This is a genomic window from Streptomyces sp. NPDC023527, assembly GCF_055560115.1.
In genome coordinates, this window is record NZ_JBVHJJ010000010.1 from 209711 (window position 1) to 231893 (window position 22183).

Annotated in this window: 16 protein-coding genes; 6 read left to right on the top strand and 10 right to left on the bottom strand. The window is 74.1% G+C overall.

Annotation, left to right across the window (positions count from 1 at the left end; genetic code table 11):
• Positions 1-2 precede the first annotated feature (2 nt).
• Genes ACZ303_RS21195 through ACZ303_RS21220 form a run of 6 tightly spaced genes read left to right on the top strand, consistent with a single transcriptional unit; the run spans position 3 to position 7715 of the window.
• The gene (locus ACZ303_RS21195) at positions 3-1688 is read left to right on the top strand and encodes a SagB/ThcOx family dehydrogenase (RefSeq protein ID WP_467341179.1); all 1686 of its coding nucleotides are present in this window, start codon (positions 3-5) and stop codon (positions 1686-1688) included.
• Positions 1685-3802 carry a YcaO-like family protein gene (locus ACZ303_RS21200; RefSeq protein WP_467341181.1) on the top strand — a complete coding sequence of 706 codons (2118 nt, stop codon included), beginning with the start codon at positions 1685-1687 and terminating at the stop codon, positions 3800-3802. Before ACZ303_RS21195 ends, ACZ303_RS21200 begins: the two co-directional genes overlap by 4 nt.
• 22 nt (positions 3803-3824) lie before the next feature.
• Positions 3825-4610 (top strand): DUF5944 family protein, encoded by a 786-nt coding sequence (locus ACZ303_RS21205; protein WP_467341183.1) that lies wholly within the window; start codon positions 3825-3827, stop codon positions 4608-4610.
• A complete protein-coding gene (locus tag ACZ303_RS21210) occupies positions 4598-5746 on the top strand; it encodes an insulinase family protein (protein ID WP_467341185.1) in 1149 nt (382 codons plus the stop codon). The genes ACZ303_RS21205 and ACZ303_RS21210 overlap by 13 nt, the downstream gene beginning before the upstream one ends.
• Positions 5743-6876 (top strand): insulinase family protein, encoded by a 1134-nt coding sequence (locus tag ACZ303_RS21215; RefSeq protein WP_467341187.1) that lies wholly within the window; start codon positions 5743-5745, stop codon positions 6874-6876. The genes ACZ303_RS21210 and ACZ303_RS21215 overlap by 4 nt, the downstream gene beginning before the upstream one ends.
• Positions 6873-7715 carry an MOSC domain-containing protein gene (locus ACZ303_RS21220; protein WP_467341189.1) on the top strand — a complete coding sequence of 281 codons (843 nt, stop codon included), beginning with the start codon at positions 6873-6875 and terminating at the stop codon, positions 7713-7715. The genes ACZ303_RS21215 and ACZ303_RS21220 overlap by 4 nt, the downstream gene beginning before the upstream one ends.
• Here the strand turns inward: ACZ303_RS21220 and ACZ303_RS21225 are convergent.
• From ACZ303_RS21225 to ACZ303_RS21270, 10 genes are all read right to left on the bottom strand, one after another.
• On the bottom strand, positions 7649-8923 hold the full coding sequence (locus ACZ303_RS21225) for an MFS transporter (RefSeq protein WP_467341191.1): 1275 nt from the start codon (positions 8921-8923) through the stop codon (positions 7649-7651). The genes ACZ303_RS21220 and ACZ303_RS21225 overlap by 67 nt on opposite strands.
• Positions 8920-9537 (bottom strand): TetR family transcriptional regulator, encoded by a 618-nt coding sequence (locus ACZ303_RS21230; protein WP_467341193.1) that lies wholly within the window; start codon positions 9535-9537, stop codon positions 8920-8922. Before ACZ303_RS21230 ends, ACZ303_RS21225 begins: the two co-directional genes overlap by 4 nt.
• A 132-nt stretch (positions 9538-9669) precedes the next feature.
• Positions 9670-10536: an ABC transporter permease gene (locus ACZ303_RS21235; protein ID WP_467341195.1), complete on the bottom strand. Its 867-nt coding sequence runs from the start codon at positions 10534-10536 to the stop codon at positions 9670-9672.
• Positions 10533-13247, bottom strand: coding sequence for an alpha/beta fold hydrolase (locus ACZ303_RS21240; protein ID WP_467341197.1), 2715 nt, complete (start codon positions 13245-13247; stop codon positions 10533-10535). The genes ACZ303_RS21235 and ACZ303_RS21240 overlap by 4 nt, the downstream gene beginning before the upstream one ends.
• A gap of 42 nt (positions 13248-13289) precedes the next feature.
• Positions 13290-13829: a DUF1697 domain-containing protein gene (locus ACZ303_RS21245; protein WP_467341199.1), complete on the bottom strand. Its 540-nt coding sequence runs from the start codon at positions 13827-13829 to the stop codon at positions 13290-13292.
• Between the two features lie 76 nt (positions 13830-13905).
• Complete coding sequence (locus ACZ303_RS21250; protein ID WP_467341201.1) at positions 13906-16920, bottom strand: alpha-mannosidase; 3015 nt, start codon at positions 16918-16920, stop codon at positions 13906-13908.
• 47 nt (positions 16921-16967) lie between these two features.
• Positions 16968-19007, bottom strand: coding sequence for an endo-beta-N-acetylglucosaminidase (locus ACZ303_RS21255; protein WP_467341203.1), 2040 nt, complete (start codon positions 19005-19007; stop codon positions 16968-16970).
• 151 nt (positions 19008-19158) lie between these two features.
• A complete protein-coding gene (locus tag ACZ303_RS21260; RefSeq protein WP_467341205.1) occupies positions 19159-20394 on the bottom strand; it encodes a glycoside hydrolase 5 family protein in 1236 nt (411 codons plus the stop codon).
• A 41-nt stretch (positions 20395-20435) separates the two neighbouring features.
• Positions 20436-21221 (bottom strand): carbohydrate ABC transporter permease, encoded by a 786-nt coding sequence (locus ACZ303_RS21265; RefSeq protein WP_467341403.1) that lies wholly within the window; start codon positions 21219-21221, stop codon positions 20436-20438.
• 41 nt (positions 21222-21262) lie between these two features.
• A complete protein-coding gene (locus ACZ303_RS21270) occupies positions 21263-22183 on the bottom strand; it encodes a carbohydrate ABC transporter permease (RefSeq protein WP_467341207.1) in 921 nt (306 codons plus the stop codon).

Consider the following 22183-nt stretch of genomic DNA (forward strand, 5'->3'; position numbering starts at 1 on the left):
CCATGGCGGATCCACTGCGCTGCGTGACCGAACAGGGGTACGCGGTCAGGTCGCTGCCCCTGCCGCTCTTCGTCCGGGCCCACGCGGCGGCGCTGGTGCCCTCCGCACACGCCCGGGAGGACCTGGACCTGCGCGCCACCCCCATCCCCGTCCTGGACGTCGCCGTGGCCGCCGACCGCCCCGCCGTGCTGTGGCGGCTGGCCGAACAGGCCGCGGCCCACCGCGCGGGGCGCGCCGCCCCCGGCCGTGCCGCCCCCGCCATCGGCGCCGCCGCCACCCACGAGCAGGCCGTGTGCCGCGCCGTGTACGCCGAACTCGCCCGCCGCCACCGGGTCCCGGCCCGCGCCCCGCGCCTGACCGGCCTCCCCTTCGACGTCCTGCGCGAGGTCGCCGGCCGGCTCGACTGCTACCGGACGGGCGAGGTCGCCGGTGTCCCCGCGGTCACCGCCGTCCTCCGCCTGGACCGCGGGGGCCACCCCTGGTCCGCGACCGTCTGCGACCTCTGGGAACGCCGCGCCGCCGAGCGGGCCGCGCACGCGGTCCTGCGGGCCTTCGTGATCGACTCCCTCGACTCCGGTGCCGGTGAGGGCCCCCGGGAGGCGGCCCCCACGGACGGTCCGCAGGAGATGACCGGCGCCATCGAGGAGTCCGGCGGCACCGCGTACACCGACCTCCCGGACGGGCCACCTATGGACGAGCCCGCCGCACTCCGCGACCGGCTGCGCGAGGCCGGGTTCCGCGCCAGTACGACCCTGCTCAGCCCGGACACACCGGACGCCCCCGGCTTCGTGGCGGGCTGCCGGCTCACGCCCGCCGCCCCGGACCCCGGCGACGGGCCCGACGGCCTCCCGCCGGCCGGCCTGCGCGCACCCGTGCAACTGTCCCTGGCCTACGGCCGCGAGCAGGTCGGCGTCAGCCGCGCCTTCCACGAGAACTCCAAGATGCGCACGGCCTACGGCACCCTGCCGGTGGTCGACCTCGGCCGGATGGGCCCGCCGGCCCGCCGCCTGCTGGGCCGGGCCTACCGCGACTTCCGCCACACCCGCCGCGAATACCCGCTCCGGCCGACGGGCGAGCCCCCACTGCTGCCCCTGGACGCCTGCGTGCGCCGCCGCCGTTCCTGGGCGCCCATGAGCGGCGCCCCCCTCGACCGGGACGTGCTCGCCCACCTGCTCGGACTCACCTCCGGCATCACCGGCAGCGGCGCGGCCGGCGACGGCCTCCGGCTGCCCCTGCGGGCCACACCGTCCGCCGGCGGGCTCTACTCCTGCGACATGTTCGTCCTGGCCGACAACGTCACCGGCGTCGAGCGCGGCCTGTACTACCACCACCCCGGCAAGCAGGTCCTCCAACTGGCCGACGCCTCCCGCACCCTCGCCGACGTCGCCGTGTACACCGGCTACCAGGGCCGCGTCACCGACGCCGCCGCCCTGGTGATCTACGTCGGCTCCTTCCGCCGCAACCAGTGGAAGTACCGCGAACGCGGGTACCGCACCGTCCTGCTCGACTGCGGCCACCTCGCGCAGAACGTCGTGACCACGGCGACCGCGCTCGGCCTCGTGGCCCACCCGATGATCGCCTTCATCGACGACTACTTCAACGCGTTCGTCGGCGTGGACGGCATCGACGACGCCGTGCTGTACCTGACGCTGCTCGGCACCCGCGGCAAGGAGACGAAGACCGGATGACAGGCACCGACACCGCCGCCCCCACCCGCTTCCACGCGCTCGACGACGAGAACGGCTTCGTGGAGACCACCGACGGCGTCCGCCGCGTGCGCGGCAAGGGTCTGACCCGCCTGGCCGGACTCCCCGACTCCGCCCCCGAGTTGCGCCGGCTGCCGGCCCTCGGCGACCCGAGCGGACCGCCGCGGCCGCCGGTCCCGGCGGACGACACCGTGCACCGGCTGGCGGTGTACGGCCCCACGCACCTCACCCGGCACCTCCTCGCCATCGCCGATTCCACGCCGCTCCTCACCGCCCGCCACCTCGGTGAGACGTTCGCGGACGGCACCGGTCCCGGCACGCCGCGGGAGGAACCCGCCGCCCTCGTCGTCCTCGCCGCCGCCTCCCTCTTCGACCCGCGGACCGCCGCCATGAGCCGCGCCTGCGTCGAGCGGGGACAGGCCCACCTCGTCTACGGTGCCGCCCGCGAGGACGTCACGTTCGTCGGCCCCCTGTGGTCCCCCCGTCGGGCCGGTGCCTGCTACGCCTGCCTCCGGGTGCGGGTCTGCTCCAATTCGGTGCACGGGGCGACCTGGACGGCCTACATGGACCTGCTCACCCGCACCGGTGGGCGCCCCCTCCAGCACGAGGTGGCGCCCTGGGACGCCGCACGGCTCGCCGCCGCCGCCGGCCGCCGCGCGGCCGCCTGGCTGACCCACCCGGAAGCCGACGACCCCGACGAGCTGCTGTGGACCGAGAACGCCGGCGCCGATGAGCGCGGCCGCCACCTGTTCGCCGTCCCCACCTGCGCGGTCTGCGCCGGCCACGCCCCGGGCCCCGGAGCGGAGCCCGCCGCCCCCGCCGGGCTGGCGGCCGCGGAGGACGACCGCGTCGGCATCGTCCACGCCACCAACGTCCGCCGTGCCGAGAGCGGGCCCGCCGTCTACCTCAGCGGCAGTACCTCCGCCGACCTGTCCCTGATCAGGCCACCGATGCAGGTCACGCGCAACGGCGGGGCCGGCTTCACCAAGTCCGACGCCGTCGCCGCGACCATCGGCGAGTCCCTCGAACGCTACGCCGCCGGCATCTACCGGGGAGCGGACCTGCGCCTGGCACCCTGGGACGCGCTGGAGGAAACCGCCGTCCACCCGGGGGAGTTCGGCCGCTTCTCCGCCGAGCAGTACGCCCGGCCCGGCTTCCCCTTCGCGCCGTTCGAGGCCGCCACCCCCGTCCGCTGGACACCCACCACGGACTGGCTGACCGGCCGGCGCGTCCTGGCCCCCGCCTCCCAGGTGTACATGCACTACCGGCGGGCCCGGGGCGAGGCGGCCATCGGCCCCTCGATCTCCACCGGCCTCGCCGCCGGGCCCACCTTCCGCCAGGCGGTGCTCAGCGGCCTGTACGAGATCATCGAGCGCGATGCCCTGGCCATCTCCTGGCTGCACCGGCTGCCGCCCCGCCCCCTGCCCGCCGGGACGGTCGAGGCGTCCTCCCGCGTCTCCTACCTCGTCGAGCGGGCCAAGAACTGGCGTGTCCGCTTCCACGACCTGTCGCTCGACCTGACGCCGCCCACCGTGGTCGCCGTGATGGAGCACCACAGCGGCACCGAACAGATCATGTCCTTCGGCAGCGCGTGCCGCTGGTCCCCGGTGGCGGCCGCCGAGAAGGCGTTCCTGGAGGCCGCCCAGGGCCTGACCTATGTGCGCCGGCTGCTGCGCCTGCACGAGGGCTGGGAGGTCGCCGAGGACTTCTCCGACGTGGACGACTTCAACAAACACGCCATCCTCTACTCGAAGTACCCGGCCCTGCGCGAGCGGGCCGGCTATCTCGTCGGCCCCGCCGGATACGCCGGCGGCACCCGCCCCGAACGCCCCGCCCCGCCCGAGGACGACGACCCGCTGGACCGCATCGCGGCCGAGCTGCGCGACAACGGCCACCGGGTCCTCGTCGCCGACCTGACGACCCCGGACGTCCGGCGGACCGGCACGCACGTGGTACGCGTCCTCGTGCCCGGCCTCCAGCACCTGAACGGTGATCACAGCTGCCGCCTGCTGGGCTCCCGCCGCCTGCACACCCTCCCGGCCGCCCTCGGCTTTCCCTCGGCCCCGGACAACCCCTGTCCGCACCCCCTGCCCTGACACCCAGTGAAGGACGTGCTCCGTGCCGGCACCCTCATTCCTCGCCCTCCCCGCCATGAGCGTGGTCCGCAACGACGACTTCGCCCGTACCTCCGACATCGCCGAGGCCTTCGCCCGGCATGTGACGAGCCGCCAGTTGCCGCCCACCGAGCACCCGGTGAACTGCGCGATCGAGACACAGGCCGTCGACGGCGGAGTGAAGCTCACCTTCTCCAGCACCGCCGCCCACCTCACCGGTCCCGCCACCGTGGTCCACAAGTTCTTCTTCGTCGACCGGGACGAGTCCCGCGAGCGCCGCCGGACCCTCACCCCCGAGGAGCCCACCGGCACCTCCGAGATCCTCGTCCTCCTCGGCGAGGGCCAGGACCGCGATTACTGCCACGCCTCCGTCTACGACGGCGAGAACCGCCTGCTCGCCAGCCACGCCGTCGTATTCGACCGGACCGGCCGCCACGTCCCCTACCCCTTCACCGCCCAGTACGTCTGCCCGCGCACCCTCGGCGACGCGGACTTCCGGCAGACCCATGACGCCGACGGCCGCCGGGTGGCCCGCTTCTCCCTCTCCCTCACCGGCCTCGACGCCCCCCAGCACCTCTCCGTCGCCTGGGAAGCCGTCGGCACCGTCCACAAGACCGAGCTGGTGTGCACCCCCGACGAGCCGGACATCACCCACGACATGCCGCTGGACGACAACCCGCTGCTGACCCCCGGCGACTGGGTCGTCATCGCCGTCGACGACAAGGAACGGCTCCTCGCCCAGACCCTGGTGACCCTCGTGCCCGTTCCGGAGCCGCCGTGCCTGCCCTGAACGAGCCGCTGCGCCGCACCCTCCCCGGCGGGCTGCGCCTGGTGGCCCTCGCCCGGCCGGGCTCCGCCCTGGCGGCCCTGCGGCTCCACATACCCGTCGGCAGCGCCCACGAGTCGCCGGAGGAACACGGCCTGGCCCACGCGCTGGAACACCTTGTCGTCCGCTGCCCCATGGGCCGGGGCCGGATCGGCGCGGGCGCCCTGGTCACCGCGGCCACCTCACGCGAACACACCGTCTACCGGGCCCTCGTCCGCCACCACGACGTCGTACCCGCCGCGTCCGTCCTGGCCCGGGCCTTCGCTCCGCTACGGGTGGGTCCGGCGGAGCTGGCGGGAGAGATGGACGCCATCGGCGCCGAGCGCGCCCAGCGCGCCGCGGACCCGGGCTGGCGCCTTCAGGAAGCGCTGCTGGGCGCCCTGTGGCAGGGCACTCCGCACGCCCACACCACTCTGGGCGACCAGCACGTCCTCGCCCGGTGCGCCCCGGACCTCGTACACCGCCTCCACGCCGCCTGGTACCGGCCCCGCGACGCGACCCTGTTCCTGGCGACACCTCACCCCGAGCGGGACGCCGACGCCCTCGAACGGGCCGCCGCCCGGTTCCCCCGGCCCCCGGACCCCGGCCCGGGGCCCCCGGCCCCACCGACCCCACCCGCCCGTACGGCCGCTGTCGACAGTCCCGGCGAGGTCCGGGGCGCCGTCGGCATCGCCTTCGCGAGCACCGTACGGTCCGGGACCGCCGCTTCCCTCGCGCTGGCCCGCCGCGCCGTCCGCGCGGTGAGCGGCATCGACGTCCAGCACCTCGCGCTGCACGGCCACACCTGCACCTGGGTCATGGTCTCCGCCGGTGACCGGCGGGGCGCGGCCGAGGCCGTCGGCCGCGCCCTGTCCGACGTCCGCGCCCGGTTGCTCGGTCCGGACGGCCCCCACCTCCTGCGCACCGACGCGCTGATCCCGGAGCTGCGGACCGCCGACACCGTCGAATCCCTCGCGGACCGGGCCCTGCGGCTGGGCGCCGGCCACGCCGCGCGCTGGCCCGGAGAGGTCGAGGCCACCGGCCCGCGGGAGGTGGCCCGCACCGTGGCCCACTGGGCACACCACCTCGCCGGCGCGCGGCCCGTGGCGGTGCGCGCATGACCCCGGTGCGGGTACCCCTGCCCAACGGGGCGGTGCTGCTGGCCGCGGACCCCACCGGGCGGACCGCCGTCGCCGCCGCCACCCTCGCCGTGCCCCTGGCCGCGGGTGGCCGGGCCGCCGCGCTCGCCGCTCCGGCGGCCGCGGCCCGATGGGCCCGCGCGCTGGCCCTCATGGCCCGCCGGGACGGGGCCGCCGTACGGGCCGAACCCGTCGCCACAGCCGACTTCGCCGGCGTCACCGTCGAGGTGCCGCGCGACGACCCCCGTCCGTTGGGACGGCTCGTCCACTGGTTCGCGGCGCTGCCCGGCGAGCCCGCCGGCCCGGAGGAACCACCCCGGCCGGCCGCCGGGGAACGGTGGTCGGACGGCCTGCGGCGAGCCCTGTTCGGCCCGGTGCACCGCTACGGCATCGGCCACGACGAACGCGCGGCCCACACGCCCGCCGACAGCCGGTCGGCGGGCGGCGAACTCCTCGCGGCGGCCCCGGTGGTGGCCCTCTCCCACCCGGATCCGGCCGTGCTGGAGGAGCTGCGCACGGCCCTGGCCGCGCTGGCTCCCCGGTCGTGCCCGCCCGCCGTGCCGCTGCCCGCCCAGCATCCGGTGACGCTGTCCCTGCCGGCCGGCGCCGGCCGCGCCTACCACCTCCTGGGCACACCGGGCGTGCGCCTGGCGTCCGCCCGGAAGTACGCCGTACATGTGACGTGGGCGGTGCTCGGCGGCCGGGACGGCCTTCTCGACCGCAGCCTGCGCGGCGAGCGGGCCCTGACGTACTCCCTCGCCGCCTTCAGCAGGGAGTTCGCCGAGGGCGGTTACGGCATGTGCGCCGTGAGCTGCGACCTGGGCGCGCTGGAGGAGGTCGCCGGCCGCACCCGCGCCGTACTGGAGACGCTGGCGGCGGGCGACGTCCCCGGCCGGCTCCTCGACTCCGCCGCGGAACAGCTGGTCATCCGTGGCCACCAGGCACTGGAGACCGCCCGCGGCGTCACCGAACGGCTGGCCGGCCACGAGATCGCGGGCGCCCCGCCCGCCACGGCGGACGACTACGCCGACGCCGTCGGCCGTGTCCCCCCCGAAGAGGTCCACAGCGTGGCCCGGTGGTACGCCGGCGCCCCGAGGGAGGTACGGACGTGAAGGAACCGACGGTGCGCGAGATGTGGCGCTACCCCGTCAAGAGCATGGCCGGCGAGGCGCTGGACGGCTGCGCGGTGACGGCCGACGGCCTGCTGGGCGACCGCTGGTGGGCGGTGCGCGACGAGGAGCGCCAGTGCATCGCCGACGCCCGCAAACTGCCGGCGCTGCTGGACCTCCACCCGCGCTACACGCGGGAACCGGAGGCCGGCCTGCCGTCGCCGCCCGTCGGGGTGCCGCTGCCCGGAGGGGCCGAGGCCGTCGCGGGCGACGCCATGGCGGCCGTCGCGTTGAGCGGGCACCTCGGGCGGAAGGTCAGCCTGTGGCCCCGGTTGCCGGCCGGCGAGCGGACGCACTACCTGCGCGCCTATCCCGAGGACGTCGAGCAGTATCTCAAGGACCTCTTCGGTGTGACGGACCTGGGCGAGGTGCCCGACCTCTCCGCGCTGCCACCGGAGGTCGCGGAGTTCCAGACCATTCCCGGCACGTACTTCGACGCCTTTCCCGTCCACCTGGTCACCACCGGAGCCCTGGCCGCCCTGGCGGGGGCCGCGGGGACCACGGCCGACACCAGGAGGTTCCGGCCCAACCTCGTGGTGGAGGGCCCCGCCGACCCCGACTGGCTCGGTCGTGCGCTGCGTGTCGGCGGAGCCGTCCTGCGGGTGGAGGCGGCCTGCCCACGCTGCGTGATGATCTCGCTGCCCCAGCAGGGGCTGCCCGCCGACCGCGGGCTGCTGCGCACCGTCCACCGCGACTTCGGGCACGCCGTCGGCTTCTACGCGTCGGTGGAGCAGCCGGGCCGGGTGGGCTGCGGTGACCGGGTGGAGACCTTGGCCGGCTGACGGCGGGTGGCCAGCACCAGGGCGAGGACGGCCGCCACGCCGCCGGCGAGAAGGGTGGCGGCGGCCACGCTCATGGCACTGGTCATCGCTCCCGCGGCGAGGGGCGCCAGCGCGAGTCCGCCGGTGTAGGCGACGTTGTACAGCGCGTACGCCGCCCCGTAGGCGGCCGGGCGGGTGTGCTCGGCGAAGGTGGCGACCAGGACCAGGGTGGGGGCGAGGACGACCTGGGCGCCGAAGCCGACCACCACCAGCCCGACGACGGACAAGGCCGTGGAGTCCCGGCCCGTGAGGAGGAATCCCACCGCGGTGACCAGCGCGCCGGAGGCGGCCATCCGGGGCGCGCCGACCCGGTCGGCGAGGGCGCCCGCGAGAGGTGCGGCGGTGCTGCCGCCCAGGGCCGCGGCGGCGAAGGCCAGGCCGATCCCCGTGCGCCCCAGGCCCAGTTCGTCCAGGTGCAGCGGGAGGATGGGCTCGGGGAGCGCGATCGCGGCGGCGCCCATGGCGGTCAGTGCGATCAGCATTCCGGCACCGGGGCCGCGGAGCACCGTCCGGTAGGGCAGCCGCACGTCGCTGGTGACCACCGGCTTCACGAGGAGGATCCGGGCGAGGGCGTCCCCCGCGGCGAGGACCGCGACGAGGAGGAAGGGGGCGCGCGGCCCGAAGGCGTCGACGAGCGGGCCGCTGAGCGCCGGGCCGAGGAGGACGCCGACGCCGACGGCGGACAGGGCCAGCCCCATCGAGCGCCCGCGGCGGTCCGGGGCGTGCGTGGCGGCGATGAGCGCGAGCCCGGACGTCCACGACGCCGCCGCGGCGACGCCCTGGGCGGCGCGGGCGATCAGCAGCGCGCTCAGGCCCGCCGCCCCGCCGGTGTTGATGGCACCGGCGAACAGGGCGGTGGCGGCGGCGAGTCCGACCAGACCCGCCAGCATCGGGGCACGGGGGCCGCGCCGGTCCACCCACGCGCCGATGAACGGGGTCGCGCCCAGCAGCGCCACCGCGTACACGGCGAAGAGCACGCCCGCCGTCATGGCGGAGCCGTCGACGGCGGGGAGCCGGGGCAGCAGGGGGACGATGCTGCCGTAGAGGAACATGTCGACGCCCAGCGCGGTCGCGGTCACGGCGACGGCGGCGCCGGGGCGGGTCGTCGGAGAGGCCGACGGAGAGGAGGAGGAAGCGCCTGGGGAATCGGGGGAGTTGGATAATTTCACGGCAGAACACCTCGGAGTACGGGGGTGACACCGGCGACGCCGGCCGGCGGGAGGAGGTCCGGATCGGTGGCGGCCAGCAGTGCGGTGCCGCACAGCCAGGCCAGGAGGTGGGCCGCGGCGCCGTCGGTGCCGGCCGCGCGGCGGGGCCGGTCGCGGTCCAGGGCCCGCTGGAGCCGCCCCTGCCAGTCGGCCAGGCCGAACGCCTTGGCCTGCCAGCCCTCGGCGTCGGCGGACCCTTCGGAGGGAGCGCCGGAAGGGCTCGTGGGGGAGGGGGACGCCAGCGTCATGGTCAGCAGTGCCCGGAACCGCTCGTCCTCGCGCAACTGCCGCAGCCAGGTGAGGAGAAAGCCGCGCAACCGTTCTTCCAGCGTGCCGTCGGAGTCCAGGGCGGCCCACACCGGTGCGGTGACGGATTCCCAGGACTCGGCGATGACCGCCGCGTGGAGGTCGGCCTTGTCGGCGAAGTGGTGGTAGACCGCCCCGCGTGTCAGTCCCGCCCGCCGGGCGATGTCGACGAGTTTCGTCGAGGCGACGCCGCGCTCGGCGAAGAGGAAGAGGGCGGCGGTCAGCAGGGCCGCGCGGGTCTGGGCGGCTTCTTCAGCGGTTCTGCGCACGGGGCTTTTTATACATGCATGCACGTATGAATAGCAACCGCGGTGTGCGAAGTTCCGTGCGGGGGTGCGCTTCGGCAGCTCGACCAGTGCGTGTCCACCGGCCACGCGCCGGCACCGCATGAGGAGCCCCGGTTACGACACCACATCCTTGCCCCGGAAGTGCCGGAACGCGAAAGCGAAAAGCACCACCGCGAAACCCACCGACACCGCCACCCCCTTGACCATCCCGCCCCACTCCACCCGCGGCTGAAGCACATCCGCCCACGCGTACTGCCAATGCGCGGGCAGCACCTCCCGCCAGCCCCCCAACGCCGTCACCGCGTCCAGCACATTCCCCACGATGGTCAACCCCACCGCACCCCCCACCGCGCCCAGCGGCGCGTCCGTGACCGTCGAGAGCCAGAACGCCAGCCCCGCCGTCACCAACTGCCCCAGGAACACATACGCGACGGCGATCGCGAGCCGGCCCGCCGCCGTGCCCGCCGGCAGCGCCCCGCCGGTGGGGATCTGCAGCGGTCCCCACCCGTACGCGGCCGTGCCCGCCGCCAGTGCGACCAGCGGCAGCAGCACCATCGCGGCCGCGCTGAACACCAGCGCCACCGTCAGCTTGCTCAGCAGCAGCCGGGCCCGCGGCACCGGTGCCGCCAGCAGGTAGCGCAGTGACGACCAGCTCGCCTCGGACGCCACCGTGTCACCGCAGAACAGCGCCACCGGCACCACCAGCAGGAAGCCCGCCGAGACGAACAGGCACGTCGCCGCGAAGTTCGCCCCGGAGGCGGTGGCGGTGTCCATCAGCGTGATGCGGTTGTCCCGCCCGCTGGGCTGCCCGCCGATCGCGAAGGCCGCGATCAGCACGAACGGCAGCACCGCGAGCACCGCCCCGACCACCAGCGTCCGGCGCCGCCGCAGTTGCCGCATGGCCTCCACCCGCAGCGGCAGGGTGCGCCGCGCGCGGTAGCCGGGCGCGGACTGCGGCGCGATCTCCGTGGCCGAGCTCATCCAGAGCCTCCGATCAGGGTCAGGAACGCGTCCTCCAGGCGGCGGTGCGGACCCATGCGCGCCACCGGGACCTCCAGCCTGACCAGCTCCACCAGCAGCTCCGGCGCGCTCATGCCGTCGAGCCGGACCAGCAGCCCGTCGTCGCCGACGACGGCGGAGGCGATGCCGGGCAGCGCCGCGACCTTCTCCACGGCCGGTTCCGTCAGCTCGCCCGCCACACCCACCAGCAGCGTGTCGCCCGAGCCGACGATGTCCGCGACCGGCCCGGCGGTCACCAGCCGGCCGCGGTCCATCACCACCAGGTGCGTACAGGACTGTTCGACCTCCGACAGGAGGTGGCTGGAGACGATGACGGTCCGGCCGGCCGCCGCGTAGCGGATCATCACCTCGCGCATCTCCCGGATCTGCGGCGGATCCAGACCGTTGGTCGGCTCGTCCAGGATCAGCAGATCGGGCAGGCCCAGCATCGCCTGCGCGATCGCGAGCCGCTGCCGCATGCCCTGGGAGTACGTGCGTACGGCCCGGTCCAGCGCGGAGTCGAGCCCGGCGATCTCCAGGGCCTCCTCGATGTGCGCGTCCCCGGCCGGCCGGCCGGTCGCCGCCCAGTACAGGTCGAGGTTGGCCCGCCCGGACAGATGCGGCAGGAAGCCCGCCCCCTCCACGAACGCGCCGACGCGCGAGAGTACCGGCGCCCCGGGCCGGATCGCGTGCCCGAAGACCCGCACCTCGCCGCCGTCGGGGCGGATGAGGCCCATGAGCATGCGCAGCGTGGTCGTCTTGCCCGCGCCGTTCGGGCCGAGCAGCCCCAGCACCTGGCCCCGCTCGACACGGAACGACAGCTCCCGTACGGCGTACCGGTCGGCGGACTTGGCGTACCGCTTGCTCAAGTCCGTGATCTCCAGCGGCACATCGGCGAGCTCCGGATCGGGCGCGGGCACGGCCGAACGCCGGCGCCCGGTCAGCAGCACGGCCGCCGCGACGACCACGCCGCCGAGCGGCAGCCCCCACGTCCACCAGGGCAGCGCCGCCGACGCGGTACGGACCCCGGGCGCGGTCGGCACGCTCAGACCGTCGCCGGCCAGGGCGACGGTGTACGTGGCGGGCTGGACCGGCGAGGCGTAGCCGAGGTCGGTGGCGGCCAGCACGAGCCGCATCCGGTGCCCCGACTCGAAGGTGTGGTCGACGGCGGGCAGCCGCACCTCGACCGTCCTGCCGTCCCGGGCGTCCGCGACGCGGACCGGGGCGACCAGCTGTCCGGGCAGCACCTGCTGCCCGTTCGGCCCGACGTCGTAGACCTTGGCGAAGAGGACCGCCTCCCCGCTGTCCGAGGCGACCTTCACCTTCACGGTGGGCGAGCCGGTGACCCGGACGCCCTCGGTGAGCCGCTCCGAGTCGAAACGCGCGTACTGGCCGGGGAAGTCCAGCGAGACGCCCACGCCCAGCCCCGACAGCTGCGCGAGGCCGCCCATCCCGGGCACCGCCGAGATCGCCGGGGGAGCCGCGCCCGCCGGATTGCCGAAGGACTGCGGGCGGCCGGCCAGGGCGACCGTCCGGGTGTCGTCACGCAGCCCCGGGTAGCGGTCACCGCTCGCCCCGCGCAGCCGCGCCTTGCCGTCGGTGGTGTCGATGCCCCCGGTCCGGCTCACCCGGAACACCGGGCCCGTGCCCACGCTCTCGTCGTCCTTGAGGTAGCGGTCGAACCACGCGCGCGTACGCCGCTCGACGCGGTCCCCCTCACCGATGCCACCGCTGTCGTGACCGCCCGCCACCCAGTCGACGGCCACGGGCGCGCCGTTGCGGCCGATGGCCCGGGCGGCGGCGTCGGACTGGCCGAGCGGGAACAGCGAGTCGCTCTGCCCCTGGACCAGGAGCGTGGGCACCTCGATCCGGTCGGCGACCGCCGAGGGGCTGCGGCGCTCCAGCAGCTCACGCGCCGGGTCGTCCGGCTTCCCGGCGACGGCCACCCGCTCGTACATGGCGCACAGCGTCTTCTCGAACCGGCCGCAGCCGCCCGGCGCGGGCGGCCCGGCGGCCGCGGCGTTCTTCCCGCCGGCCCCGGCGAGCCCGCCGCCGCTCGAACCGGTGGTGAAGAAGATCCCGGACCAGAGCTTCTTGAACACACCGTCCGGGAACAGCGAATCGGCGAGGTTCCAGTACGTGATCTGCGGGGCGATGGCGTCGACGCGCTTGTCGTGACCGGCCGCGAGCAGCGACACCGCCCCGCCGTACGAGGCGCCGGTGATGCCCACCTTGGGATCGCCCGCCGTGTCGAGCCGCACCTCCGGCCGCGCCGCCAGCCAGTCGATCAGCCGGCTCACATCGGCGACCTCGCGGTCGGGGTCGTTCAGACCGATCCGGCCCGAGGAGTGCCCGAAGCCGCGCGCGGACCACGTCAACACCGCGTAGCCGTCGCGCGCCAGCCCCTCCGCCTGCCGGCGCATATCTTCCTTGCTGCCCCCGAAGCCGTGCGCCAGCAGGACCGCCGGCCTGCGGCCCGTGCCGCCGGAGGTGAAGAACGAGGTGTCGATCCGCACCGTGTCCCCGCCGGCCGGAGCCTCGGGCATCGTCAGGGTCCGGTCCTCGCGGCGCACGGCGGCATCACCCGGACCGGTGGCCGACGCCACGGTCCAGGTGCCCGCCCCGGCGAGCACGGCACCGACGGCCACGGCGGCGGCCAGCGGCCCGCGCCGCCGGGGGAAACGGAGTCTCATGCCCGCATGCTAAGCGGAGGCCCCGCACAGCTGTCCGGGCGGTCAGCCCTCGGCCATGTCGGTGAGCCGGGTGACCGTGTTCCAGTTGCGCGCCGTGCCCACCGTGCCCAGCCGCCGCTCCGTCAGCACCTTCGCCAGCTTGGAGTCGCGGATGCCGTTAGCGCAGTGCAGATAGAGCTCGCGCTCACCGAGGACGAACTCCTCGGGCGCGTACACCGCCGGATCGAGATCGGCGACGGTCGCCGGGTCCGCGGGCCCGGCCAGGAACGTCACCAGGAAACGCGCGGGGTCGACCTCCCGCCCGGCGAACGGATTGCCGTCGACGACCCGGCGCATGTCACCCGCGCTGCGCACCAGGCAACTCACGGACAGGCCCAGCTCCCGCGAGATGGCCTGCTCCAGAGCACCGGCCAGCGTCTCCTCGTCGGTGTCCGGGTGCGTGAACACGGCGTTGCCGCTGTTGAGATGCGTACGGACCGCCCCGCACCCCAGGGCCGCGAGCAGCTCGCGCAGGGTCTGCATGGGGACGCGCTGCTTGCCGCCCACGTTGATGCCGCGCAACAGCGCCACGTATGTCGTCACGCCCTCACCGTAATACGCCCGGCGTCACCGGTGCGAAGGACGATCGACCGGGGCCCGGGCCGGGGAGCTCATCACCTCAGGAGCCCGCCAGCCGCAGCGTGACGATCTCGAACGGCCGCAACGCGAGCGCGACGCACCCGTCCTCGACGGTCGCCACCCCCGTCGGCCGCTCCAGCAGATCGCACACGGACACCGAACCCACGGCGAACCCCGCCCTCAAGCGCGTACGCGCCCGCCCGCCCTCCGCCTCGTACAGCCGGACCACCACATCCCCGCTGCCGTCGTCCGCGAGCTTGACGGCCGACACCACGACGGAGTCGTGGTCCACGGTCACCAGCGGCTCGACGCCCGTGGACCCCGGCACCCGCCGCTCGGGCAGATTGATCCGGTACCCCTCCCGCACCGCGTCCCCCACGGACGCGCCCGGTACCAGCGCGTACCGGAAGCGGTGCCTGCCCTGGTCGGTGCGCGGGTCCGGGAAGCGCGGGGCCCGCAGCAGGGAGAGCCGGACCGTCGTCGTGGTGCCGGTGTCCGCCTCGCGCACGGTGCGCGTCACGTCGTAGCCGTACGTCGAGTCGTTGACCACCGCCACCCCCCAGCCCGGCTCCTCCAGGTGGACGAACCGGTGCGCGCACGCCTCGAACTTGGCGGCCTCCCAGGTCGTGTTGGTGTGCGTGGCACGGTAGAGATGGCCGAACTGCGTCTCGGCCGCCGTACGGTCGGCGTGCACGTCGAGCGGGAAGGCGACCTTCAGGAACTTCTCCGTCTCGCGCCAGTCGACCTCCGTCTCGATGTCCAGCCGCCGCCCGGTGGGCAGGGCGATCCGCTGTTCCACCCGCGAGGCCCCGAAGGCCCGGACGACCCGTACCGCGCCGTCGTCCGTCAGCTCCAGCGACTCGACGTCCGTCAGGTCGGTCACGGAATTCCGGTAGAAGTGGTCGACGTCCCACGCGTCCCACATGTTCGGGAAGTCCTGGTGCAACTGCAGCAGGTTGGCCGCCGCGCCCGGCGCGACCGTCTCCCGTTCGGCCTCCCGGTCGTACACCGAGACCACCAGCCCGCGCCCGTCGACCTCGACGCGCAGCCACTCGTTGCCCAGGACGAAGCCGCCGCCCTCCCGCGGCCCGGCCGTGGGCGGCGTCGCGGCAGTCGGCCTCACCAGGACGGCGCCGTGCGCAGCGGCCCGGCCCCGCCCGTGCGGTGCCGCGTTGAAGACCACCGTGGAGCCGGCCGAGCCGTCACCGGCCAGCGCCGCCAGCGCCCCGCCGATGATCTCCTCCAGCTCCGCCGCCACCGCCGCGTACGTCGCCGCCGCCTCCCGGTGCACCCAGGCGATCGAGGTGCCCGGCAGGATGTCGTGGAACTGGTGCAGCAGCACCGTCTTCCACAGCCGGTCCAGCGCCTCGTACGGATAGGACAGCCCCGCCCGGACGGCCGCGGTCGCCGACCACAGCTCCGCCTCCCGCAGCAGGTGCTCCGAGCGGCGGTTGCCCTGCTTGGTGCGGGCCTGGCTGGTGAGCGTCGCGCGGTGCAGCTCCAGATACAGCTCGCCCACCCACACCGGGGCGTGCCCGTACTCCGCGTGAGCCTTCTCGAAGAACGCCGACGGCTTCTCGAACGCGATCCGTGCCGAGCCCTCCAGATCGGCCAGCCGCCGCGCCCGCGCCAGCATCTCGCGCGTCGTGCCGCCCCCGCCGTCGCCCCACCCGGTCGGCGCCAGCGAGCGCGTCGCCCCGCCCTTCTCCTGGAAGTTGCGGACCGCGTGCGCGACCTCCCGGCCCGACAATCGGGAGTTGTAGGTGTCGATGGGCGGGAAGTGTGTGAAGACCCTGGTGCCGTCCAGGCCCTCCCACCAGAACGTGTGGTGCGGGAACTTGTTCGTCCGGCTCCACGAGATCTTCTGCGTCAGGAACCACTTCGACCCCGACAGCCTCACCAGCTGCGGCAGCGCCGCCGAGTAGCCGAAGCTGTCCGGCAACCACACCTCCTCCGTCTCGATCCCGAACTCCTCCAGGAAGAACCTCTTCCCGTGCACGAACTGCCGTGCCAGCGCCTCCGACCCCGGCATGTTCGTGTCGGACTCCACCCACATGCCGCCGACGGGCACGAACCGGCCGTCGGCGACCGCCTTCTTCACCCGTGCGTACACCTCCGGCCGGTGCTCCTTGATCCAGGCGAACTGCTGCGCCTGCGACATGGCGTAGACGAAGCCCGGCTCGTCCTCCAGCAACGCCGTCATGTTCGACGTCGTACGCGCCACTTTGCGCACCGTCTCCCGCAGCGGCCACAGCCACGCCGAGTCGATGTGCGCGTGCCCCACCGCGCTGATCCGGTGCGCCGAGGCGTGCGCGGGCGCGGCCAGCACCCCGGCGAGCTCCGCACGGGCCCGCGCCGCGGTGCCCCCGACGTCCTGGAGGTCGACGGCGTCCAGGGACCGCTCCACGGCCCGCAGGATCTCCCAGCGGCGCGGCGAGTCCTCCGACAGCTCGGCCATCAGCTCACCCAGCACCTCCAGGTCCTGGACCAGCTCCCACACCGTCCGGTCCAGGACGGCCAGGTCCATCCGGGCCAGCCGGTAGCGCGGCGCCGGGTCCGCCGTCTCCCGGTCGCCCAGCTCGGTCGGCAGGAACGGGTGGTAGTCCAGGATCACCGGGTTCGACGACGCCTCGATGTGCAGCAGCACCTCCTCGCCGCCCGCCACCCTCTCGCCGATCCGCACCCATTGATTGCGCGGGTTGAGGCCCTTCACGGGTGAGCCGTCCGGGCGGTAGACCAGCCCCTCGCACTGGAAACCCGGCATGTTCTCGTCGAACCCGAGGTCGAGCAGCGCCTCCACCGTGCGGCCCGCCCACTCCCGCGGCACCCGCCCGGTCACGGTGAACCAGCTCGTGCCCCACGGCGGCCCCCACTCCGCCCCCACCTCGATGGGCGCGCGCTCCGCCGCCAGGCCCTCGGCGACGGACACGGGCTCACCCGGGGCGTTCCACACGGAGACGGCCAGCGGAACCGACCGCGGATACACGGCGGGCCGGATCCGCTCCTCCAGCACACGCTTCAGACGGGCTTCGGTGATGGCACGGTCGTTGTGCATGAACCAGGTGTCCTATCGCAGAAGGGCCAGGGCTAGCGGCGGAAGGGCTACCAACGGACGGTGACGGACGCGGGCGCCGAGGAGGCGTACAGCTCGTCCACGGCGCGCACCTCGACGCGGGTGGCCGCCTCACCGGCCGCGCGGCGCAGGGCCGCGACGTAGTAGGCATGCCCACAGGTGCCCCCCAGGAAGCGGCGGTCCCCGCCGGGCAGCACCTGACACAGCTCGTAATGGCGTACGGGCCCGGCCGACGCGGGCCAGGCGAGCCGCAGAGCGGCCGTCCCGTCCGGGTTCGGCCGGGACGCCTTGACCAGCAGACCGCCCGGCCGTCCGGGCGGGGCCGGCGCGGCGTCGCGCACGGCGAGCCCGCCCAGCCGCCACCGGACCGCGCCGCCGTCCGGCGCGGTCAGCCGCACACCGAGCGCGCGGACCGTCCGGCCGGCCGGCAGCGCACCGGTGCGGAGGGTCGCCGTCGTCCACCGGTGGCCGCCGGCCGGAAGGGCGCCGACGGGCACGTACACGACGTCCCGCTCGCCCTCCAGTGCCACGGCCAGTTCCACCCCCACGGCGGCGGAGCCCGGATCGGAGCGGTGCGCCAGCTCCACCACCGTCGCGGCGGACAGCGGCAACCGCGTCGCGTACAGCTCCACGGTCGCCGGCGCGGTGAGCCGGCCGTCGACGAGGAGGCTGCTGCCGCCGCGCCAGGCGTCGGCGAAGTCGAAGCCCACGGCGGGCCGGGCACCGGAGGCGTGGATCACCCAGCGGCGGCCGGGCAGCCGGTCCTGGAGCCCCAGGTGGTTCCAGGCGGCGTCGGAGGCGACCCGCCCCCGCTCGTACCAGGCCGTCCCGTGGCCGGTGTTGAAGGTCGTGGCGAACGGCAGCGCGGTGAGGGTGGAACGGTCCGCGACCGACGCGGCAGGCGGCCGCCACGGGCCGGTGTCCGGTGCGGCCGGGTCCAGGCGGTGCCCGGACCAGAAGCGGTCGTCCCGCGCGTGGAAGGCGGCGGGGGAGCGATCGGACGGCGGGAGGCTCTTCCAGGTCCACTCGGGGCGGTAGAAGCCGTACGAGGTGAGGTGAGGCCCGTCCGCCGGGACGATCGCGTCCCAGTCGACCCGGGTGTCCCAGCCGTTCGCCTCGACATCCACCCCGGCCCACAGTTCGTACCGGCCGCGCCCCAGGCGCTCGGCGAGCTCCCCCGAGGAGAGCAGCCCGGGGCGGTCCCAGGCGAAGTTCAGGAACATCGAGTCGGCGGCCCGGAAGAAGGGGGAGTTGTCGTCGTCGAGCCGGTTCTGCCAGGACACCTCACCGGAGATGGCCATCGCGTCGTACCACGTGACTCGCAACCCCTCACCACGCGCCCGCAAGTAGGCGATGAAGTCGCGCATGTCCGCCCCCAGACCGGCGTCACCGCCGCCGGTCTCGGCATTGACGAACCACCCGTCGAACCCGTACGCCCGCGCCACCCGGACCAGCTGGTCCGCCACCGGAAACCCACCGTCCGCCCCCCGCCGTACCAGCTCCCGCGTCCAGCGCAACTGCCCCCCGTACGCCACCGGCGGCAGGAACACCGTCCCCAGCACCGGCACACCGTTGCGGTGCGCGGCATCGACGACGGGCCCGTTCGGCGCCAGGATCAGCCCCTCGTCCGCCGAACCGCCCCAGAAGACCAGCTCGTCGAGGTAGGCCCAGTGCGTCAGCGCGTAGAAGTCGGCGGTGGCGGATCCCTGGGAGGGATTGCCCGACGTATGGGCGAAAGAGACGAGAGCGGAGATCCGAGCCTGCCCGGCGCGCGCACGGGAGTTGACCGGCGGGGGAGTGAAGCGCGAGGCGAGCGGCACGCTCGCCTTGTTGAACGCCAGATCACCATCACTCTCGGCCGCCCACGAACGAAGACTCCGCCACGTCACCCCGGGCGCGGGCGAGCCGGAGGGAAGCGAGTCGGGGAACCAGTAGGAGGCGTAGGGCTGAAGACCGGAGGCGGGGGAGGCGGGCCCGGCGGCCAGGACGACGGCACCGACACCCCCGACCCCGGCGGCGAGGACGCGCCGACGGGAGGGCCGGGGAAAACACGCGGATCTCTCATTCACGAGGACTCCTTCAGCAAGACGCTTCCGGGCAACCAATCCAGCCCGTCTGGGGGCACCTCCCAGCGGTAGCTGGGGGAGTTTGAGGACAACGGGGCCCGGGACGGAGCCCCGGTTACGGGAAGGGGCGGGCCTGGGAAAAAACCACCGCCCCCTACCGCACGTCACCCACCGCCAGCACCTCAGAAATCCCCCGAGCCGCCAAATACCCGCCATCCCCAGCCCAAGGAGAAAGCACCACCGCCGGCCGGCCCCCGCCGGAGGCAACCCGCATCCACGCCTCGAAATACGCACCCCCCGGCCCACACACAGACCGCCCCGGTGCCCCTTCCACCTCCCCCACATCCAGCAGCAACGCCGTACGCCGCCCCTCCGGCACCCGCCCACGCCCCCACTCCCGTACAAACCGGGCGAACGCCACCCCCACCGGCTTGACCCGCCGATCATTCGTCAGCAGACCCAACCCGTACTCCAGCTCGGGAAAGTCCGCCAGCGCCCGGTCCACATCGTGCGAGCACCACCACGTGACGCCCCACACCCCCGCGCAATCCCCGACGTGCGTCAACGTCGCCCGAGTGAACTCGGCGGCCCTCTCGGCCGGGACGTGCGGCGCGGGCGCCCCGATCTCCTGCAGCCACACCGGCCGGTCCGGTTCCCCGGCCCACGCCTTGGACAGCTCGACGAGGTACTCCGCATGCCGCGACGTGGCCGCGCCGGCGAACCCATGGCGCTGTGCCGTGCCGTTGAAGACCCAGGAGTGCACGGCCGTCATGGCCCCGAGCCGGGCGGAGTGCGCGGGCGTGAAAGGGTGCGTGCCGTCGTACCAGGCGGCGTCGTAGGAGGCGAGCAGATGTGTACGCCCCGGTGCGCCCTCCTCGCACGCGTCGAGCATCCGGCGCAGCCACCGCTCGGCCTGGTCGGGCCGGATGCGGTCGGGGTCGGGGTGCGGAGCGCCGGAGAACTGGTTGACCTCGTTGCCGACCGTGATGCCGAGGAAGTTGGGCCGGTCGGCGAGCGTGCGCGCGAGCGCGGAGAGGTAGGCGGCCTGCGCCTCGACGACGTCCGGGTCGGTGAAGAGGTTCCGGCGGTGCCATGTGGTGGTCCACGAGGGGATGAAGTCGAAACTGGACAGGTGGCCCTGGAGCCCGTCGACGCCGACGTCGAGGCCGCGTTCGCCGGCCGCGTCCACGAGCAGGCCGAGCTGTTCGAGGGCGCGCGGCCTGATCAGGGCGCGGTTGGGCTGGAAGACCGGCCAGAGCGGGAAGACCCGGATGTGGTCGAGGCCGAGGCCGGCGAGGGAGTCGAGGTCGGCGCGGATGTCGTCCAGGTCGAAGTCGAGCCAGTGGTGGAACCAGCCCCGGGTGGGCGTGTAGTTGACGCCGAAGCGCATGCGGGTCCGTCCCTTCGGAGTGTGGCCCCCGTGGTCCGTGGTCAGCCCTTGACGGCGCCTTCGCCGACACCGCGGAAGAAGTACCGCTGGAGGCAGGCGAACATCACGATGAGCGGAGCGACCGCGATGACCGTGCCGGCGGCGACCAGGCGGGGGTTCTGCTGGAACGTGCCGTGCAGGAAGTTCAGGCCGACGGTCAGGGTGAAGTTGTCCGTGTCGGAGAGGACGATCAGCGGCCACAGGAAGTCGTCCCACGCGCCCATGAACGCGAAGATCGCGACGACGGCGAGTGTGCCGCGCACCGACGGCAGGGCGATCCGGACGAACCGCTGCCACGCGTTCGCCCCGTCGATGACGGCCGCCTCCTCCACCTCGTACGGGAGGTTGGCGAAGGCATTGCGCATCAGCAGCACATTGAGCGCGCCGACCGCGCCGGGCAGGACGACGGCGGTGAGGGTGTTGTTGAGCTGGAGGTCGCGCATCATGGTGAACTGCGCGACGAGGATCGACTCCAGGGGCACCAGCAGCGCCATCACGAACGCCAGTCCCGCGACCTTCCGGCCCCGGAAGCGCAGCCGGGCGAGCGCGTAGCCGGCCATGGAGGCGCCGACGAGATTGGTGACCACGTTGGCGGCGGCGACCTTGAGCGAGTTCAGGGCGTAGTCCCAGACGGGGACGATGTCGGCGACGCCGGAGTAGTTCGCGAGGGTGGGGTGCTCGGGGAGGAAGCCGGGCGGGTAGGTGTAGATGTCCTCGGTGGTGCTCTTGAGCGAGGTCGACAGCTGCCAGAGGAACGGGCCGACGGTGACGGCCAGCACGCCGAGCATCAGCAGATACCGCAGCACCGTCTCCCGGCCGGAGGTGCGGCTCACGTGTGGGCCTCCTTGCGGTCGGCGCGCAGCACCAGGAGCATCAGCAGCAGGGTGACAGCGAAGACGACCAGGGAGAGGGCGCTGGCGTAGCCGACGCGGCCGTTGAGCCCGGTGCCGGTGCGCTGGACGAGCATGACGAGGGTGGTGTCCTGCCCCGCCGGCCCGCCCGTGGGCCCGGCCAGCAGATACACCTCGGAGAAGACCTTGAACGCCGCCACCGACGACAGGGCGCCGACCAGCACCATCGTGGAACGCACGGCGGGCACCGTGACGCTCGTGAAGCGGCGCAGGGTACCGGCGCCGTCGACGGCGGCAGCCTCGTGCAGCTCGCGTGGGACGTTCGCGAGCGCCGCCAAGTAAATGATCATGTAGTAGCCCAGGCCCTTCCACACCGTCAGCGCCATCGCGCTGAACAGCAGCAGCCACTGGTCGCCGAGGAAGGCGACCGGCCCGGCCCCGAGGAACCGCAGGGCGCCGTTGACCAGGCCGCGGTCGTCGAGCATCCACCCCCAGATCAGCGACACCACGACCACGGACGCCACGACCGGCGTGTAGAAAGCGGAGCGGAAGAAGGTGACGCCGGGGAGCCGCTTCTCGACCAGCAGCGCCAGCAGCAGGGGCAGCAGCACGGTGAAGGGCACGACCAGCACCACGTACAGGCCGCTGTTGCGCAGCGCCACCCAGAACTGCTCGTCCTCCAGCATGTCCCGAAAGTTCCGCAGCCCCACCCAGCCGCCGGGGGTGAGCGTCCGCGCGTCGGTGAACGCCTTGTGGACGGTGGTGAGGAAGGGATAGAGGTTGAAGGCGGCGACGATCCCGAGACCGGGCAGCAGGAACAGCCAGGGGGTGGCCGCCCGGTGCGTACGGACCCGTACCGCTGTTGTCCTCCTGGCACCCCGCTCCGCCGGCCGCCGCAC

Excerpts from the sequence above, each read along its gene's own strand:
- ACZ303_RS21240 (WP_467341197.1), bottom strand. The coding sequence starts at position 13,247 with ATGAGACTCCGTTTCCCCCGGCGGCGCGGGCCGCTGGCCGCCGCCGTG.
- ACZ303_RS21200 (WP_467341181.1), top strand. The coding sequence starts at position 1,685 with ATGACAGGCACCGACACCGCCGCCCCCACCCGCTTCCACGCGCTCGAC.
- ACZ303_RS21260 (WP_467341205.1), bottom strand. The coding sequence starts at position 20,394 with ATGCGCTTCGGCGTCAACTACACGCCCACCCGGGGCTGGTTCCACCAC.
- ACZ303_RS21265 (WP_467341403.1), bottom strand. The coding sequence starts at position 21,221 with ATGCTCGGCGTGCTGGCCGTCACCGTCGGCCCGTTCCTCTGGCAGCTG.
- ACZ303_RS21195 (WP_467341179.1), top strand. The coding sequence starts at position 3 with ATGGCGGATCCACTGCGCTGCGTGACCGAACAGGGGTACGCGGTCAGG.
- ACZ303_RS21250 (WP_467341201.1), bottom strand. The coding sequence starts at position 16,920 with ATGCACAACGACCGTGCCATCACCGAAGCCCGTCTGAAGCGTGTGCTG.
- ACZ303_RS21215 (WP_467341187.1), top strand. The coding sequence starts at position 5,743 with ATGACCCCGGTGCGGGTACCCCTGCCCAACGGGGCGGTGCTGCTGGCC.
- ACZ303_RS21235 (WP_467341195.1), bottom strand. The coding sequence starts at position 10,536 with ATGAGCTCGGCCACGGAGATCGCGCCGCAGTCCGCGCCCGGCTACCGC.